This is a genomic window from Nocardia rhamnosiphila NBRC 108938, assembly GCF_000720425.1.
In the GTDB taxonomy this organism is placed as follows: domain Bacteria; phylum Actinomycetota; class Actinomycetes; order Mycobacteriales; family Mycobacteriaceae; genus Nocardia; species Nocardia rhamnosiphila.
In genome coordinates, this window is the sequence record NZ_JOAJ01000005.1 from 580,527 (window position 1) to 595,760 (window position 15,234).

Below are 15,234 nucleotides of genomic sequence, written 5' to 3' on the forward strand. Positions count from 1 at the left end.
TCTACTGTTGGCTCACCGGTCGGCATGCCTTCGCATACCGGTCGCGGCCCCAGCGGGGCGCGCTACTTGATCTCGGCGAGAACGGTGCCCTGGGTGATGGCCGCGCCGGCCGCCACGTTCAGTCCGGTGACCACGCCGGCCTTGTGCGCGTTGACCGGGTTCTCCATCTTCATGGCCTCGAGCACCACGATCAGATCGCCCGCCTCGACGGTCTGGCCTTCCTCGACCGCGACCTTGACCACGGTGCCCTGCATGGGGGCGGTGACAGCGTCACCGGAGGCGGCGCCGCCGCCCGCGCCACCCCGCGTACGCGGCTTCGGCTTCTTACGCACCGCGCCACCGGCCGCGGGAGCACCCGAACCGATCGAGAACTGACCCGGCAGCGAGACCTCGACCCGGCGGCCGCCGACCTCGACCACGACCTTCTGCCGCGGTTCCTCGTCCTCGTCGGCCGGGGCACCGCCGGTGAACGGCTCGACGGTGTTCTTCCACTCGGTCTCGATCCACTTGGTGTAGACGTCGAACGATTCGCCGTCGCCGATGAAGGCCGGATCCTCGACGATGGCCCGGTGGAACGGGATGACCGTGGCCAGACCCTCCACGTGGAACTCGGCGAGCGCACGCCGCGCCCGCTCCAGGGCCTGGGTCCGGTTCTCACCGGTGACGATCAGTTTGGCCAGCATCGAGTCGAACTGGCCGCCGATCACGCTGCCGGCCACCACGCCGGAGTCGACGCGCACACCCGGGCCGGTCGGCTCGGAGTACGCGGTGACCGGGCCGGGGGCGGGCAGGAAGCCGCGACCGGCGTCCTCGCCGTTGATCCGGAACTCGAAGGAGTGGCCGCGCGGGGTCGGATCCTCGGTGATCTCCAGCTTCTCGCCGTTGGCGATGCGGAACTGCTGGCGGACCAGGTCGATACCGGAGGTCTCCTCGGTGACCGGGTGCTCGACCTGCAGGCGGGTGTTGACCTCGAGGAAGGAGACGGTGTCGCCCTGCACCAGGTATTCGACCGTGCCGGCGCCGTAGTAGCCGGCCTCCTTGCAGATGGCCTTGGCCGAGGCGTGGATGCGAGCCCGCTGATCGTCGGTCAGGAAGGGGGCCGGAGCCTCCTCGACCAGCTTCTGGAAGCGGCGCTGCAGCGAGCAGTCGCGGGTGCCGGCGACGATCACGTTGCCGTGCTGGTCGGCGATCACCTGTGCCTCGACGTGGCGGGCCTTGTCCAGGTACTGCTCGACGAAGCATTCCCCGCGACCGAAGGCGGCGACCGCCTCACGGGTCGCCGACTCGAACAGTTCGGGGATCTCCTCGATGTTGTGCGCGACCTTCATCCCGCGGCCACCGCCACCGAACGCGGCCTTGATCGCGACCGGCACGCCGTACTTCTTCGCGAACTCGACGACCTCGTCGGCGTTCTTCACCGGGTCCTTGGTGCCCGCGGCCATCGGTGCCTTCGCCCGCTCGGCGATATGCCGCGCGGTGACCTTGTCCCCGAGATCGCGGATGGACTGCGGCGACGGGCCGATCCAGATCAGCCCGGCGTCGAGGACGGCCTGGGCGAAGTCGGCGTTCTCGGAGAGGAAGCCGTAACCCGGATGGATGGCATCGGCGCCGGATTTGGCGGCGGCATCCAGGATCTTGTCGAAGACCAGGTACGACTCGGCAGAGGTCTGCCCGCCGAGGGCGAAGGCTTCGTCGGCGAGCTTGACGAAGGGTGCGTCGGCATCGGGTTCCGCGTAAACCGCGACACTGCCGAGGCCGGCGTCCTTGGCCGCCCGGATAACGCGCACGGCAATCTCGCCTCGGTTAGCTACGAGTACCTTCGTGATCCGCGCGCTGGCATGGCTGGGCACTGAGCCTCCTGTGTGCAATCTCTGTGTTCGCTGTGCGGGATGGGCCGCGCTTCGGCTCCGCTCCCGCGGATCGGGGTCCGCTGTCCGGCTTCCGAAGAGGATCGGATCGCTTGGTGGGCTCCGGGTCCGTGGGTTCGGATCCGCTACGCGGGCTCCGCGCCCGTGGTCGACACTATCTGTCTCGGGGCGAGTGTAGGCAGTCTGCCAACAAAGCCGGAACTCGGATAGGGCTACCGGGCAGTAGGTCGCAGATCACAATGGGTCCGCCGGGACTATGTGGAACACTGTCCGGCCCTCGGAAGGTGCTGAGCCCGCGGCCCTCCGAGCCGGGCCGTCGGCGTGGGGTGCTGGTTGGTGAAGGCGCTGTGTTTTTTTGACGCCGCCTGCGGCGGCGCGGGGTTGAGGCCCCCTTGGTCTCGCCGTTTCGGCCTCGAGACTCGCGCCTGCGGCGCATGCGCTTCGAGGCCGAAACGGCGGGGGCGGTCGTTCGAAGGTGCGATCTCCGGTCATGCCCCGCCGGTGGCGATGGGCATACGGACCGAGGCGGGGCGGTCGTTCGAAGGTGCGGTCTCCGGTCATGCCGCGCCGGTGGCGATGGGGCATACGGACCGAGGCGGGGCGGTCGTTCGAAGGTGCGGTCTCCGGTCATGCCGCGCCGGTGGCGATGGGCATACGGACCGAATTTCCCCATTCGGTCCAGGAGCCGTCGTAGTTGCGTACGGTCTCGCGGCCGAGCAGGTACTTCAGGACGAACCAGGTGTGGCTGGAGCGTTCGCCGACCCCGCTGTAGACGGTGACCGGGCCCGGCTCGACCGCGCCGTAGATCTCGTCCAGTTCGGCGCGGCCGCGGAAGCGGGAGCCGGAGGTGAGGGCACTGGTCCACGGAATGTTGACGGCGGTCGGGATATGCCCGCCGCGCAGGGCCGTGCCCGGCCCGCCCTCGCCGGGATCACCCGCGTACTCGTGCGGCGAGCGCACATCGACCAGCGGGTCGCCCAGGCGGTCGAGTACCTCTTCGCGGAAGGCGCGGATCGACATATCGTCCCGCTCGACCTGCGGGTATCGGCTGCGGGACGGTTCGGGGGTTTCGAAAACGGTGTCGCGGCCCTCGCCGATCCAGGCGTCGCGGCCGCCGTCGAGCAGCCGGACGTCCCGGTGGCCGAACATGGTGAAAAGCCACAGCGCGTGCGCGGCGTGCGAGTTACCGTCATTGCCGTACAGCACGACGGTGTCGTCGTGTTCGACGCCCTGGGAGCGCATGAGTTCGGTGAACCGCTCACCATCGATATAGTCACGGGTCACCGGGTCGTCGAGGTCGCTGCGCCAGTCGAGCTTGCTGGCCCCGGGAACATGGCCTATGCCGTAGAGGAGGACGTCGGCATTACATTCGATGATCTTCAAACCGGGCGTGCCGAGGTTTGCCGACAGCCATTCCGTGGTTACCAAACGGTGTGGGTGAGCGTAGGAAGCGAAGGCGGGATATGGGTCCGGGGCGACGGGCACGTTCGGGTTCCTTCACAGGAGGCGGGCAGTGCTGACGACAGGTTCGAGCCGCACTGTGGATAGTAAGTGTGACTTGACGTGAACTTGTTGATGAGCACAGAGTCGGTGCAATGGGCGATTTAATCGCACATGTCTCCGATAAAGTCTCCCCGAAGGAGGGGTGAGCATGTCTGATTCTTGGCCGCGGCGGCGCCTGCTCGCGATCCTCCGCGGCGCGAGCGAGCCCCTGGACGCACAGCAGCTGGCACAGATCACCGGCCAGCATGTCACCACGGTGCGGTTCCATCTCGACATCCTCACCCGGGAGTCACTGGTCCGGCAGTTCCAGCAGCCGCCCCGTGGCCGGGGACGGCCACGGATCGGGTACCGGGCGGTCCAGCGGACCATCGGCTATCAAGACCTGGCCCAGGTGCTGGCCGACCAGCTGGGGCCCGATCCGGAGCAGCAGGCGGCCGCCGGCCGGGCGGCCGGACGGGCCTGGGGAGACAAACTCGACACCGCCGGTGAACCCGTCGAGTCGGTGCGCGATGCCAAGGACCGTGTCGTCTCGCTGATGTCGGAGCTGGGCTTCGCCCCCGAACGGGACGGGCGGGAGAGCGCCGTGCGTGACCCCGACCAGGGCGCGGTGGTCCGGTTGACGGCTTGCCCGCTGCGCGATCTGGCGCGAACACATACCGAAGTGGTGTGCGGGGTACATCGCGGGCTGCTGGCGGCGCTACTGGAGCGTTCCGGGGCGCAGGGCGTGGTCGAGGCCGAACTCGTGCCGTTCGTGACCGAGGAGATGTGCGAGGTGCGGCTGCGGCAGGTGGGCCCACCGGCCGCGCAGGCTCCGGCCGCGGAAGCGGCCGACTCCGCGACGACGGCCGCGCGCAGGCGCCCGCAGCCCGGCCGCATCGATGCGGCCGCCGGGCAGGCGGCGCGGTTGTCGCGGGCGTCGGGTCAGACGGTGCCGCCGGGTAGTCAGTTGCCGCCCGCGTCCGCGTCCCTGGAGTCGGATCCGTTCCCGCCCGCTACCGGGCCGGTGGCGCCGTCCGCGGGGCAGCAGGGTGGCCGGGTGTTCCGCGGCGCTCCGCCCTCAGGTGCGGTCGGCCCACAGCTGGGCGACACCAACACCCACTTCCTGGAGCAGTCGGCGCAGCAGTGGTAATCCGATCCCGACGACGCTGGAGGGGTCACCGTCGATCCGGTCGACGAACCAGCCCCCCAGCCCGTCGAGGGTGAACGCGCCCGCCACCTGCAGCGGTTCGCCGGTGGCGATATAGGCGTCCAGCTCGGCGGGATCGGGTTTACCGAAGTGCACGGTGGTGGCGCTGCAGTCGATCGCCTCGGTGGTGACGACGCCGTCGCGTACACGCAGCACACAGTGCCCGGTGACCAGGTCCGCGAAATGCCCGGCCATGGCCTGCCAGCGCGCCAGCGCCACCTCCGGCGTATGGGGTTTGCCCTGGAGTGCACCGTCGATCAGCAGCATGGAATCGCAGCCGACGACGACGAGATCGGGATCCGGTGCGTCGTCGGCCAGGGTGGACGCCACGGCCCGGGCTTTCGCCCGGGCCAGTTCGACGACGACTTCCCGGGGGCCGGTATCGGCCGGTAGGGCCGCCGCTACGGCGTCCTCGTCCACGTCGGAGACCCGGACGATGGGTTCGATGCCCGCGGCCCGCAGTACCGACCGGCGGGCGGGTGACGCGGACGCGAGTACCAGCCGGGTCACGTCTGAAGTTCTCCTGGGGTCGGTGTCAGAACCGCAGATGCGACAGCTGCGGATAGGAGTACGGCGAGAACGGGGAGTTGCCGCGGTGCATCATCGTCGGCTTGCCCCACAGATCCTGCGGGCCGGAATCGGCGGATCCCGAACCCGCGGCGGCGGCAGCGGTGAACACACACACGAGTGCGGCGATCTCCGCGTCGCTCGGCGCACCTTTCTCGATCACGAGGAACGGCTTCTCCCCGTTCGTCGCGGCGGCAGTGCCCGCAGCGGCTTCGGTCGCGGTATCGACCGGCACATCCCTGGTGGCGAGGTCCAGTTCCGCTGCGGCCAATACTTCTTCTTCTGCCACAATCGTCACAGTGCCAGATCCTCTCTCTTGCCTCGAGCGGGCTCGCGCGGTTCAGCGGAACCCGGTCGGTCTTTTCTCACCGATCGCATACCCGAAATCAGTGTGCGGCCTACAGAGCGTATCGCCGGATCACAGCGGGATGTTGCCGTGTTTCTTCGGAGGCATGGTCACCATCTTCCGCTCCAGCAGCCGCAGCGCGGAGACGATCTGGCCGCGAGTGTGCGACGGAGGGATCACCGCGTCCACGTATCCGCGCTCGGCGGCGACGTACGGATTGACCAACGTGTCCTCGTACTCGTTCTGCAGTTCCAGCCGCAGTTTGTCCACGTCGGACCCGTCGCTCGCGGCATCGGCCAGCTTCTTGCGGTACACGAAACCGACCGCGCCGGAGGCACCCATCACGGCGATCTGGGCGGTGGGCCAGGCCAGGTTCACATCGGCGCCCATATGCTTGGAACCCATGACGTCGTAGGCGCCACCGTAGGCCTTGCGGGTGATGATCGTGATTTTGCCCACAGTGGCTTCGCCGTAGGCGTAGAGCAGCTTGGCGCCGCGCCGGATGATGCCGTTGTACTCCTGGTCGGTACCGGGCAGGAAGCCGGGCACATCCACCAGGGTGATGATCGGGACATTGAACGCGTCGCAGGTGCGGACGAACCGCGCGGCCTTCTCCGAGGCGTCGATATCGAGGCAGCCGGCGAACTGGGTGGGCTGGTTGGCGACGATGCCGACACTGCGGCCGTCGACCCGGCCGAAGCCCACGATGATGTTCATGGCCCGCTCGGCCTGGATCTCCAGGAATTCGTCGTCGTCGAGCAGCCGGCGGATGACCTCGTGCATGTCATAGGGCTGGTTCGGCGAATCCGGGATCAGCGTGTCGAGTTCGATGTCCTCTTCGGTGAGCGATTCCTCGATCGCGCCGGTGATCGGGTCCGAGGCCGGGAAGCGCGGCGCCTCGGCGCGGTTGTTGCTCGGCAGGTAGGACAGCAGGTCCTTGACGTAGTCGAGGGCGTCCTGTTCACCCGAGGCCACATAGTGCGCCGAACCCGATTTCACCATGTGGGTGTGGGCGCCGCCCAGCTCCTCCATGGTGACCTCTTCGCCGGTGACGGTCTTGATGACGTCCGGCCCGGTGATGAACATCTGGCTGGTCTGGTCGACCATCACCACGAAGTCGGTGAGCGCGGGGGAGTACACGTGCCCACCCGCGGCGGCACCCATGATCAGCGAGATCTGCGGGATGACGCCGGAGGCCTGGATATTGCGGTGGAAGATCTCGCCGTAGAGGCCGAGCGAGACCACGCCCTCCTGGATACGCGCGCCGGCGCCCTCGTTGATGCCGATCAGCGGCCGGCCGGTCTTGAGCGCCAGGTCCATGACCTTGACGATCTTCTCGCCGTACACCTCGCCGAGGCTGCCGCCGAACACGGTGACGTCCTGGCTGAAGATGCACACCTCGCGGCCGTCGATGGTGCCGTATCCGGTCACCACGCCGTCGCCCAGCGGGCGCTGCTTGTCGAGGCCGAAGTTCACGCTGCGGTGGCGGGCCAGGGCATCGAGTTCGACGAAGGAACCCTCGTCGAGCAGGGCGAGAATGCGCTCCCGCGCGGTCATCTTGCCCTTGGCGTGCACCTTGTCGATTGCGGCCTCGCCCATCGGATGCTGGGCTTCTTCCAGCCGATTCCGCAGGTCAGCCAGTTTGCCGGCGGTGGTGTGGATATCGGGCGCACCTGCCGAATCCGGCGTGGGCTGCTGCTGGACACTCGTCATGGCTCGGAGTGTAACCAGAGCCGCACCGCGCTGTTAACCCAGATCCTGCTACTGGTGAGTAGAACCCGGTCCAGAAAACCCCAGGTGGACAAGTCGTCACCGGTTCATATGTGTACCGCGAATCGCGGCAAACGTCCACACGACACGCCACGGTGATCCGTCACAAGCCTAACCTGTCCAGTTCGTGAGCGCGCGGGCCACGATTAATTCGCTTTCGCTCTACGGCGCCGGGCAATACCCTTGCAGCAGGCCACTTTTGGAACACAGAGGGGAGGTGGCCTGCTATGTGGCACTGGACAACTCGAGACGGCCGATTCCCGGAGGCCTTGGCGTTCACCCGGGTGACCGAGCCGGAACCGACCATCACCGAAACAGTCGCCGAGAACGAATCCGAAGAGACCGACACCGTGGAGAACGAGGCGATGTCCGCGGTTTCCCGGCCCATCGGCTACGACCTCGCCGGCTAGACCCGGTGGTCACCGCACCCGCCGTGCGGTGACCGCCGGCCCCGGCCAGTACCCTGCCCTGGTGCAGAGGCCACCGTTGGACGTCGAACATCTCCGGCGAGCGCTGACCGGAACTCCGGAACTGGCGTTCTACACCGGAATCGATGTGATCGAATCGACCGGATCCACCAACGCGGACCTGATCGCGCGCGCCGGAGACCCGGATATAGACCGTGTCGTACTGGTCGCGGAAGCGCAGGAGAGCGGGCGCGGCCGGCTCGCCCGCGCCTGGGCCAGTCCGCCGCGCGCGCAGATCGCCCTGTCTCTGCTCGTCCGGCCCGCGGGCCTCGACCCCGAAGCGCTCGGCTGGTTGCCGCTGCTCACCGGGATCGCCGCGGTCGACGCGCTCACCACGACCGCCCGGGTGCCCGCCGCCCTGAAATGGCCCAACGATGTGCTGATCGAGGGTCGCAAGGTCGCCGGCATCCTGGCCGAAGTCGCCGCCGCGGGGCCCCGCCCGGCGATCGTCGTGGGTATCGGCATGAACGTGAGCCTCACCGCCGACGAACTCCCCGTCCCGCACGCCACCTCGCTGCTCCTCAGCGGCGCCACCGATATCGACCGCACCCGCTTGGTGCTGTCCTTCCTGACCGAGTTCGCCCGCCGCTACGCCCGGTGGCAGGAATCCGGATGGGCCGCGGAGACGCTCGCCGACGCCTACCGGGAACGCTGCGCGACGCTGGGCTCCCGGGTCCGGGCGGAACTGCCGGGAGGCGGGGTGCTGACCGGGATCGCGCGCGATATCGATTCGGCGGGGCGGTTGCTCATCGAGGACCGGGCAGTGGCGGCGGGGGATGTGACGCATCTGCGGCCGGGGGACTGAGAGTTCCGGCGGGGAGGCCGGGTTTCATAGGTCGGGCGGTCCGGGTTGATGAGGCGGAGTTGGTTGCGGAGGCGGAGGGGTGGGCTCGTTCGTGAAGGCGCTGTGTTTTTCGGCGGCGCCCGCGGCGCCGCGGGGTTGAGGCCCCCTTGGTCTCGCCGTTTCGGCCTCGGGACTCGAGCCTTCGGCTCGTGCGATGTGCGGTGGGCCGTCCAGAGAGGGTGACCGCTGAGCGCCTTCGGCCAAAGGGCGAGACGGGCCTCAACCCTTCGAGGTGTCTCGTAAAACTCGACGCATGCGGGTTGCGTTGGCATTCGAGGTACTGGTCGGGAGGCGGTCTTCTTCGTGCATGGCCGAGCGCGACGAGTGCTTTCCGTACCCGGCCTGGATCGGGTGTTTCGGGTGTATTTGGGGGTAATGTGCGCTCATGGGTTATCCGGAGGATGCGCTGGCGCCCGACGAAGAGCTGATCCTGCACACCCATCCGCATTGGAAGATGCTGTTCTGGCCCATCGTCACGTTGATCGTGGTGACCGCGGTGGCCGGCTTCCTGGGCGGTCTGGTGTGGCGTACCGCCGACGAGTCGTGGCGGACGATCCTGCTGCTCGTCGTCCTGGTCGTATGGCTGTTGCTGCTGGCGTGGCGCAGTATCGCGCCGATCGTGACCTGGAAATCCACCCATTTCATCGTCACCGATCGCCGGGTGCTGGCCCGTGAGGGTGTGATGACCCACACCGGTATCGATATCCCGATGAGCCGGATCTCGAGTGTTCAGTTCCGGCACGGGCTGGTCGACCGGATGTTCGGGACCGGGGAACTGATCATCGGGTCCTCGTCCGAAGAACCCCTGGAATACAGCGATATCCCGAATGTGGAACAGGTGCACGCGCTGCTCTATCACCAGGTCTTCGAGGCGGCGCCCCGGTACGGCGGCTTCTGATCTCGCCGCCGCGGGCTGCTGCCCGGGCGTGAGGAGGCCGGTACCGGACCGGTGGACCGTAATCTTGTCGCATGACCGCCGTATTGCTGGGCGAAGACGACGAGGCCATCGCGGCGCCGCTCTCGCGGGCGCTGGGCCGCGAAGGGTATTCGGTGACCGTGGAGAGCTTCGGTCCCGCGGTGTTGGACCGCGCACTGGAAGGACACCATGATCTGCTGATCCTCGATCTCGGGTTGCCGGGAATGGACGGGCTGGAGGTGTGCCGGCAGGTGCGGGCCCGCGGCGCCGAGATGGCGGTGCTTATGCTCACCGCCCGTACCGACGAAGTCGATTTCGTGGTCGGGCTGGACGCCGGGGCCGACGACTACGTCGGGAAGCCCTTCCGGTTGGCCGAACTGCTGGCCCGGGTCCGCGCCCTGCTGCGGCGCAGCGGGATCGGTGACGACACCGTGGAGGTCGGCGGGATCCGCCTGGAACCGGCGGCCCGGCGGGTGCTGGTCAACGGGGTGGAAGTCGGGTTGGCGAACAAGGAGTACGAACTGCTCAAAGTGCTGATCGATCGGGCCGGCCAGGTGGTGCCCCGGGAGACGATCCTGCGCGAGGTCTGGGGCGACGCCGAACTGCGCGGATCCAAGACGCTGGATATGCATATGTCCTGGTTACGGCGCAAGATCGGCGACGAGGGCCCGATGGCCGAACGCCGGATCGTCACCGTGCGCGGTGTCGGTTTCCGGTTGAACACCGACTGACGTGCGGCGGCGGATTCTGCGGTCGATGCTGACCGTGCTGATGCTCACCACGGTCGTGCTCGGGGTGCCGCTCACCTATACGGCGTGGCTGTGGGTGGAGGACATCACCCGCAACGATCTGCGCAGCCGGCTGGAGCTGATCTCCGCGGAGGTCATCGGGCAGGAACACGGCAGCGGGGTGATCAGCGGCGGCCTGGATCTGCACACCGTGCAGCCACTGGTGCCCGAGGGCGGGCGGCTGACCGTCGTGTATCCGGCACCGGAGGATACGGCGGTGAAGGTCGAGGTCGGCGCCGGGACGGTGACCGACCCGCTGGTGGAATCGCTGTCGATGGGTACCGATGTATCGCTACGACTGGAGGTGCCCGCGACCCCGATGCAGGCCCGGCAGCGACAGGCGGTGGCCGGGGTGGCGCTGGCCGTCGCGATCTCGCTGGGCGCGGCGATCACGGTCGCCATCGTCACCGCGCGCCGGGTCGCCGACCCCATCCGTGATGTGGCCGCCCGGGCCGCCCGGCTCGCCATGGGCGATTTCCGCCCGGATCCGCGCCGCCACGGCATCGCCGAACTGGACCGCGTCTCCGATGTGCTCGATTCGGCCACCGTCGAGATCGCGGGCCGGCTGCAACGCGAGCACGCGCTGGTCGCCGATGTATCCCATCAGTTGCGCAGCCGGTTGACCGCGGTCCGCCTGCGGCTGGACGAACTGTCCGCGCATACCGATCCGGCGGTGGTGCACGAGGCCGAGGAGGCCATGGCCCAGGTCGACCGGCTGACCGAGGCCATCGATGATCTCGTCCGGGCCTCGCGCGACGAGGACGCCACCGATCGCGATCCGGTACCGGTGATGGACGAACTGCGCGGCATCGTCACCGAGTGGACGCATCCGTTCCGGGAGGCCGGCCGCACTCTGTACCTGACCGGTGACGAATCGCTGCGGGCACCCATTTCCGGGTCCCGGTTGCGGGAAGCGGTGACCGTGCTGGTCGACAACGCGCTGATGCACGGCGGCGGCACCTGCACGGTCTCGGTGCGCACCGTACGTCCCGGACAGGATCGCGAACCGCTGGTGTGTGTGCAGGTCGCCGACGAAGGCGAGGGGGTCAGCGACGAGTTGGCGCCGCATATCTTCGATCGTGGTTTCTCCGGCGCGGGATCCACAGGTGTGGGCCTCGCGCTGGCGCGTGCCCTGATCGAGGCCGACGGCGGCCGGTTGGAGTTGCAGCGGCGGCGGCCCGCGCTGTTCGCGGTATTCCTCGGCAAACCACTGGCTGCGCGAGTGGAGACGCGGGTGGTGGGGGAGCCGCGGTGATCGGTCGCGGCGGCGGACTCAGCGGCCGAGAGTGCGCCGGTCGTGTTCCTCTTCCACATACTCTTCGAGCTGTTCGAGCATCTGGTCGACCTCGTCGGGGAAGACCCAGCGCCGCATCGCCCAGTACCGGAACGCCATCTGCAACAGGTTGCCGATGATGTAGGCGCTGATGAAATCGGCGATGTTCTCCACCATGAAGCTGACCGTGGGCTGGTGCAGCTGGAAGACGTAGCGCGAAAGGTACAGCGGCGCCATGCTCAGCACCACGCCCACTCCGCTGACCGCGAAGAACAGCAGTGCCTCGTGATGGCGCTCCCGGCCACCGCGGTTCTTGAACGACCATTCGCGGTTCAGGATGTAGGAGGCGATGACCGCGATGACACCCGAGATGATCTTCGCGGTGACCGGCTTCTCCTCCAGCACCGTCCACTTCAGGATGTAGAAGATGCCGCCGTCGATCACGAATGTGGTCGCCCCGACAATGGCGAACTTGATGAGCTCGCGCTGGCGGTAGGCGATCTCCTGAAGAGATTGCGGTAGGACGCTGACCACGTCGTCGACGAATGACACAAGTCCGGAGCATACCGCCAGCTGCCGTTCGCGCAGGACGTGACAGTATTGACCGACGTGAACGCACGTAGTTTCGACCCTGCCGCGATGCCGACCGTCGCCATGATCGGTGGCGGACAGCTGGCGCGGATGACGCATCAGGCGGCCATCGAGCTGGGGCAGCGGCTCCGGGTGCTCGCCGAACGGCCGGACGACCCGGCGGCTCAGGTGAGCCCCGATGTGGTGCTCGGCAGCCATTCCGACCTCGGCGCGTTGCGCCGGGCCGCGACGGGCGCCCACGCGCTCACCTTCGATCACGAGCATGTGCCCACCGAGCACCTCGAGGCGCTGGTCGCGGAGGGGGTGAATGTGCTCCCGCCGCCGCACGCGCTGCGTTTCGCCCAGGACAAACTGGCCATGCGCACGGCACTGTCCGCGCGCGGGTTGCCCGTACCCGCGTTCACCGTGGTCGAGTCCGAGGCCGCGGCGGTGGGCTTCGGCGAAGAACACGGCTGGCCGATCGTGCTCAAGGCGATCCGCGGCGGTTACGACGGGCGCGGCGTGTGGATGCCCGAGGACGCCGATGCCGCGGCGAAGATCACCGCCGAGCAGCTCGGCGCGGGCGTGCAACTGCTGGCCGAGGTGCGGGTTCCGCTGAAGCGTGAGCTGTCGGCCATGGTGGCCCGCTCGCCGTACGGTCAGGCCGCGACCTGGCCGGTGGTGGAGACCGTGCAGCGCCGCGGTCAGTGCGCCGTGGTGATCGCCCCGGCGCCCGATCTCGACGAGGAGCTGGCCGCCGAGGCCGAGGAACTCGCGCTGCGGCTGGCCGCGGATCTCGGGGTGGTCGGCGCGATGGCGGTCGAACTCTTCGAGACCACCGACGGAACCCTGCTGATCAACGAGCTGGCCATGCGCCCGCACAATTCCGGGCACTGGGGGATGGACGGCGCCCGCACCGGCCAGTTCGAACAGCATCTGCGCGCGGTACTCGACTACCCGCTCGGCGATACCCGCCCGCTCGCACCGGTGACGGTGATGGCGAATATCCTCGGGGCGCCCGAGGCGCCGGCCATGTCGATGGACGAACGCCTGCACCACCTGTTCGCCCGGATGCCGGACGCCAAGGTGCACCTGTACGGCAAGGGCGAGCGCCCGGACCGCAAGATCGGGCATGTGAACGTGCTCGGCGATGATGTCGCGGTGGTACGGGAACGAGCCGAGCGCGCGGCGCACTGGATGTCGCACGCGGTATGGACCGATGGATGGGACCCGCATGAGTGACGTGGTGGAAGGCAGTGTTCCGGGCTCCCCGGCGGTCGGATTGATCATGGGCAGCGATTCCGACTGGCCCACGATGGAGGCCGCCGCCGAGGCGCTGGCCGAGTTCGGGATCCGGTTCGAGGTCGGTGTGGTGTCCGCGCACCGGACCCCGCAGCGCATGCTCGACTACGCCCGCGACGCCGCCGGCCGAGGTCTGCGGGTGCTCATCGCGGGCGCCGGCGGTGCCGCGCATCTACCGGGCATGGTCGCTTCGGCGACCCCGCTGCCCGTGATCGGTGTGCCGGTCCCGCTGAAGTACCTCGACGGCATGGATTCGCTGCTCTCGATCGTCCAGATGCCCGCCGGAGTCCCGGTGGCCACCGTGTCGATCGGTGGTGCCCGGAACGCGGGCCTGCTGGCCGCCCGGATTCTCGGCGCGCACGAGACGGCGCTGCGCGAGCGGATGGAACAGTTCCAGGCCGGACTCGAGACGATGGTGCTGGAGAAGGACGAGGCGCTGCGCGCACGCCTGCTGGGCTGATCGCCCTTCCCGGGGACGACCGCGGTCTCGCCGTTCCCGGGAAGCGCCCTACATTTGCTCGGCCTACGATCCTGACGGTGTACAGGGTCGACAATCAGGCGGTTCCCATGGCGGAGTTCCCGTTCGCCGAGGTGACCGCGAACGAGATGTCCTTCGCCGAGCGCGACGAGGGCTACCGCCGGTTGCACGAATGGCCGCGGCGCTCCTACGCGCACCGGTCGGGACTACGGATGATCTGGAAGTACGACGATGTCCGCGAGGTTCTGGCTGCCGGGAAGGCGGAGATATCCCGGGACAACTCGCTGGAGCCGTTGGTCGGGTATCCGCGCGTCGCCGCGACGCCGCGAGCGCTTCCGCATCTGTTCCGGCATCTGATCCCATTGCCCGCGAAAGCGACCGCCGATCTGGCCGACGAACCCCTGCACGACCGGGTGTGGAACACCATGGCCGGTCCGGCCGGGCACTTCACGATCCGGGCCGCGGACAGGCCGCAGCACCTCGCGGCGATGACCGAGCATTTCCACGCCGCCCTCGCCGCGACGGCGCCGTTCGGGGCAACGCTGGATGTGACCGCGCTGTCCATCGCGTACGCCACCAGGGTGACCGGTTCCGCGGTGGGACTGCCGCCCGAAATGTGGCCGCGGGTCGCGGTGTGGAGTGGCGCCCAGTCGGGATTGCTGGGCCGATCGATGCGCGGCGGGGAACTGGCCGGCGCGGTGGCGGCGCTCGGGCAGTTGTTCACCGTGAGCGGGCGTGCCGTCGACTACGGTCTGCGCAGCGACACGGCCGGTTTCGCGACCCGCCTGCGCGATGCGGGGATCCCGCGCCGGGTGGCGGTTTCGGCGGTGGCGAATTCGCTGGCGGCCGGGGTGCATACGGTGAGCGGCAGTATCCAGCAGGGTGTTCAGCGACTACTGCACGACCCGGATCGGGAATGGTGGCGGCTGCTGGCCGAACCCCGGACCGCGGCCGATGTGGCGGTCGAAGTGCTGCGGCTGGACCCGGGACTGGTGGCCTGGAAGCGGCGTATCCGGCGCCCGGTCGTGTTGACCAGTGGGACCGAGTTGCCCGCGGGACCGGTGCTGGTCATGTTCGCGGCCGCCAACCGCGATCCCGCGGCCTTCCCGGACCACGGGAGCCTGCGGCGGGGTGGAAAACTACCGCTGACCTTCGGGTTCGGTGCACACATCTGCCCGGGTAAGCAACTCGCGACGCTCGCGGTGGAGGTGTTCCTGCACCAGCTGTACCTGCTCGCCCCGCAGGCCCGGTCCGTCGAGAGCGGACCACCCCCACCGCGCGGCGCGGACCTGCTGTTCAGCGGAGCCGACCTCCATATCGCGCTCGACGGACGACGCTGAGGGCAGCGCGGCCCCG

15 protein-coding genes are annotated in these 15,234 nt (G+C 68.5%); 9 read left to right on the forward strand and 6 right to left on the reverse strand.

The features are described from left to right. Window positions 1–62 precede the first annotated feature (62 nt). The gene (locus IG75_RS0120270; RefSeq protein WP_030522495.1) at window positions 63–1,850 is read right to left on the reverse strand and encodes an acetyl/propionyl/methylcrotonyl-CoA carboxylase subunit alpha; all 1,788 of its coding nucleotides are present in this window, start codon (window positions 1,848–1,850) and stop codon (window positions 63–65) included. Between the two features lie 645 nt (window positions 1,851–2,495). Next, window positions 2,496–3,353, reverse strand: a complete 858-nt coding sequence (locus IG75_RS0120275) for a sulfurtransferase (RefSeq protein WP_030522494.1) — start codon at window positions 3,351–3,353, stop codon at window positions 2,496–2,498. 166 nt (window positions 3,354–3,519) lie between these two features. On the opposite strand from IG75_RS0120275, the gene IG75_RS40325 reads away from it, so the two are divergent. After that, the gene (locus IG75_RS40325) at window positions 3,520–4,500 is read left to right on the forward strand and encodes a helix-turn-helix transcriptional regulator (RefSeq protein ID WP_030522493.1); all 981 of its coding nucleotides are present in this window, start codon (window positions 3,520–3,522) and stop codon (window positions 4,498–4,500) included. Here the strand turns inward: IG75_RS40325 and IG75_RS0120285 are convergent. From IG75_RS0120285 to IG75_RS0120295, 3 genes are all read right to left on the reverse strand, one after another. Next, a complete protein-coding gene (locus IG75_RS0120285; protein ID WP_030522492.1) occupies window positions 4,429–5,067 on the reverse strand; it encodes a Maf family protein in 639 nt (212 codons plus the stop codon). The genes IG75_RS40325 and IG75_RS0120285 overlap by 72 nt on opposite strands. A 25-nt stretch (window positions 5,068–5,092) precedes the next feature. After that, on the reverse strand, window positions 5,093–5,422 hold the full coding sequence (locus IG75_RS0120290) for an acyl-CoA carboxylase subunit epsilon (RefSeq protein WP_030522491.1): 330 nt from the start codon (window positions 5,420–5,422) through the stop codon (window positions 5,093–5,095). Window positions 5,423–5,542: 120 nt separating this feature from the next. Beyond that, the gene (locus IG75_RS0120295; protein WP_030522490.1) at window positions 5,543–7,183 is read right to left on the reverse strand and encodes an acyl-CoA carboxylase subunit beta; all 1,641 of its coding nucleotides are present in this window, start codon (window positions 7,181–7,183) and stop codon (window positions 5,543–5,545) included. A gap of 284 nt (window positions 7,184–7,467) precedes the next feature. On the opposite strand from IG75_RS0120295, the gene IG75_RS39205 reads away from it, so the two are divergent. The 5 genes from IG75_RS39205 to IG75_RS0120320 all read left to right on the forward strand — a co-directional run bounded on the left by IG75_RS39205 (window position 7,468) and on the right by IG75_RS0120320 (window position 11,510). After that, window positions 7,468–7,650, forward strand: a complete 183-nt coding sequence (locus IG75_RS39205) for a hypothetical protein (RefSeq protein WP_156058976.1) — start codon at window positions 7,468–7,470, stop codon at window positions 7,648–7,650. 61 nt (window positions 7,651–7,711) lie between these two features. Beyond that, window positions 7,712–8,512 (forward strand): biotin--[acetyl-CoA-carboxylase] ligase, encoded by an 801-nt coding sequence (locus IG75_RS0120305; protein ID WP_030522489.1) that lies wholly within the window; start codon window positions 7,712–7,714, stop codon window positions 8,510–8,512. A 424-nt stretch (window positions 8,513–8,936) separates the two neighbouring features. Then, window positions 8,937–9,449, forward strand: a complete 513-nt coding sequence (locus IG75_RS0120310) for a PH domain-containing protein (protein WP_036514478.1) — start codon at window positions 8,937–8,939, stop codon at window positions 9,447–9,449. 71 nt (window positions 9,450–9,520) lie between these two features. Beyond that, on the forward strand, window positions 9,521–10,198 hold the full coding sequence (locus tag IG75_RS0120315) for a response regulator transcription factor (protein ID WP_030522487.1): 678 nt from the start codon (window positions 9,521–9,523) through the stop codon (window positions 10,196–10,198). Window position 10,199: 1 nt separating this feature from the next. After that, window positions 10,200–11,510 (forward strand): sensor histidine kinase, encoded by a 1,311-nt coding sequence (locus tag IG75_RS0120320; protein WP_030522486.1) that lies wholly within the window; start codon window positions 10,200–10,202, stop codon window positions 11,508–11,510. A gap of 18 nt (window positions 11,511–11,528) precedes the next feature. Here IG75_RS0120320 and IG75_RS0120325 read toward each other — a convergent pair whose 3' ends face one another. Further along, window positions 11,529–12,080 (reverse strand): GtrA family protein, encoded by a 552-nt coding sequence (locus IG75_RS0120325; protein WP_030522485.1) that lies wholly within the window; start codon window positions 12,078–12,080, stop codon window positions 11,529–11,531. 87 nt (window positions 12,081–12,167) lie between these two features. Between IG75_RS0120325 and IG75_RS0120330 the strand changes: the two genes are divergently transcribed. From IG75_RS0120330 to IG75_RS0120340, 3 genes are all read left to right on the forward strand, one after another. Then, window positions 12,168–13,340 carry a 5-(carboxyamino)imidazole ribonucleotide synthase gene (locus IG75_RS0120330; RefSeq protein WP_030522484.1) on the forward strand — a complete coding sequence of 391 codons (1,173 nt, stop codon included), beginning with the start codon at window positions 12,168–12,170 and terminating at the stop codon, window positions 13,338–13,340. Continuing rightward, window positions 13,333–13,860 carry a 5-(carboxyamino)imidazole ribonucleotide mutase gene (gene purE, locus IG75_RS0120335; protein WP_232330484.1) on the forward strand — a complete coding sequence of 176 codons (528 nt, stop codon included), beginning with the start codon at window positions 13,333–13,335 and terminating at the stop codon, window positions 13,858–13,860. Before IG75_RS0120330 ends, purE begins: the two co-directional genes overlap by 8 nt. A gap of 77 nt (window positions 13,861–13,937) precedes the next feature. Then, the gene (locus tag IG75_RS0120340) at window positions 13,938–15,218 is read left to right on the forward strand and encodes a cytochrome P450 family protein (protein WP_156058974.1); all 1,281 of its coding nucleotides are present in this window, start codon (window positions 13,938–13,940) and stop codon (window positions 15,216–15,218) included. Window positions 15,219–15,234 lie beyond the last annotated feature (16 nt).

Coding starts and splice junctions, on each gene's coding strand:
- IG75_RS40325 (WP_030522493.1), top strand. CDS start 3,520: ATGTCTGATTCTTGGCCGCGGCGGCGCCTGCTCGCGATCCTCCGCGGC.
- IG75_RS0120295 (WP_030522490.1), bottom strand. CDS start 7,183: ATGACGAGTGTCCAGCAGCAGCCCACGCCGGATTCGGCAGGTGCGCCC.
- IG75_RS39205 (WP_156058976.1), top strand. CDS start 7,468: ATGTGGCACTGGACAACTCGAGACGGCCGATTCCCGGAGGCCTTGGCG.
- IG75_RS0120310 (WP_036514478.1), top strand. CDS start 8,937: ATGGGTTATCCGGAGGATGCGCTGGCGCCCGACGAAGAGCTGATCCTG.
- IG75_RS0120315 (WP_030522487.1), top strand. CDS start 9,521: ATGACCGCCGTATTGCTGGGCGAAGACGACGAGGCCATCGCGGCGCCG.
- IG75_RS0120330 (WP_030522484.1), top strand. CDS start 12,168: ATGCCGACCGTCGCCATGATCGGTGGCGGACAGCTGGCGCGGATGACG.
- purE (WP_232330484.1), top strand. CDS start 13,333: ATGAGTGACGTGGTGGAAGGCAGTGTTCCGGGCTCCCCGGCGGTCGGA.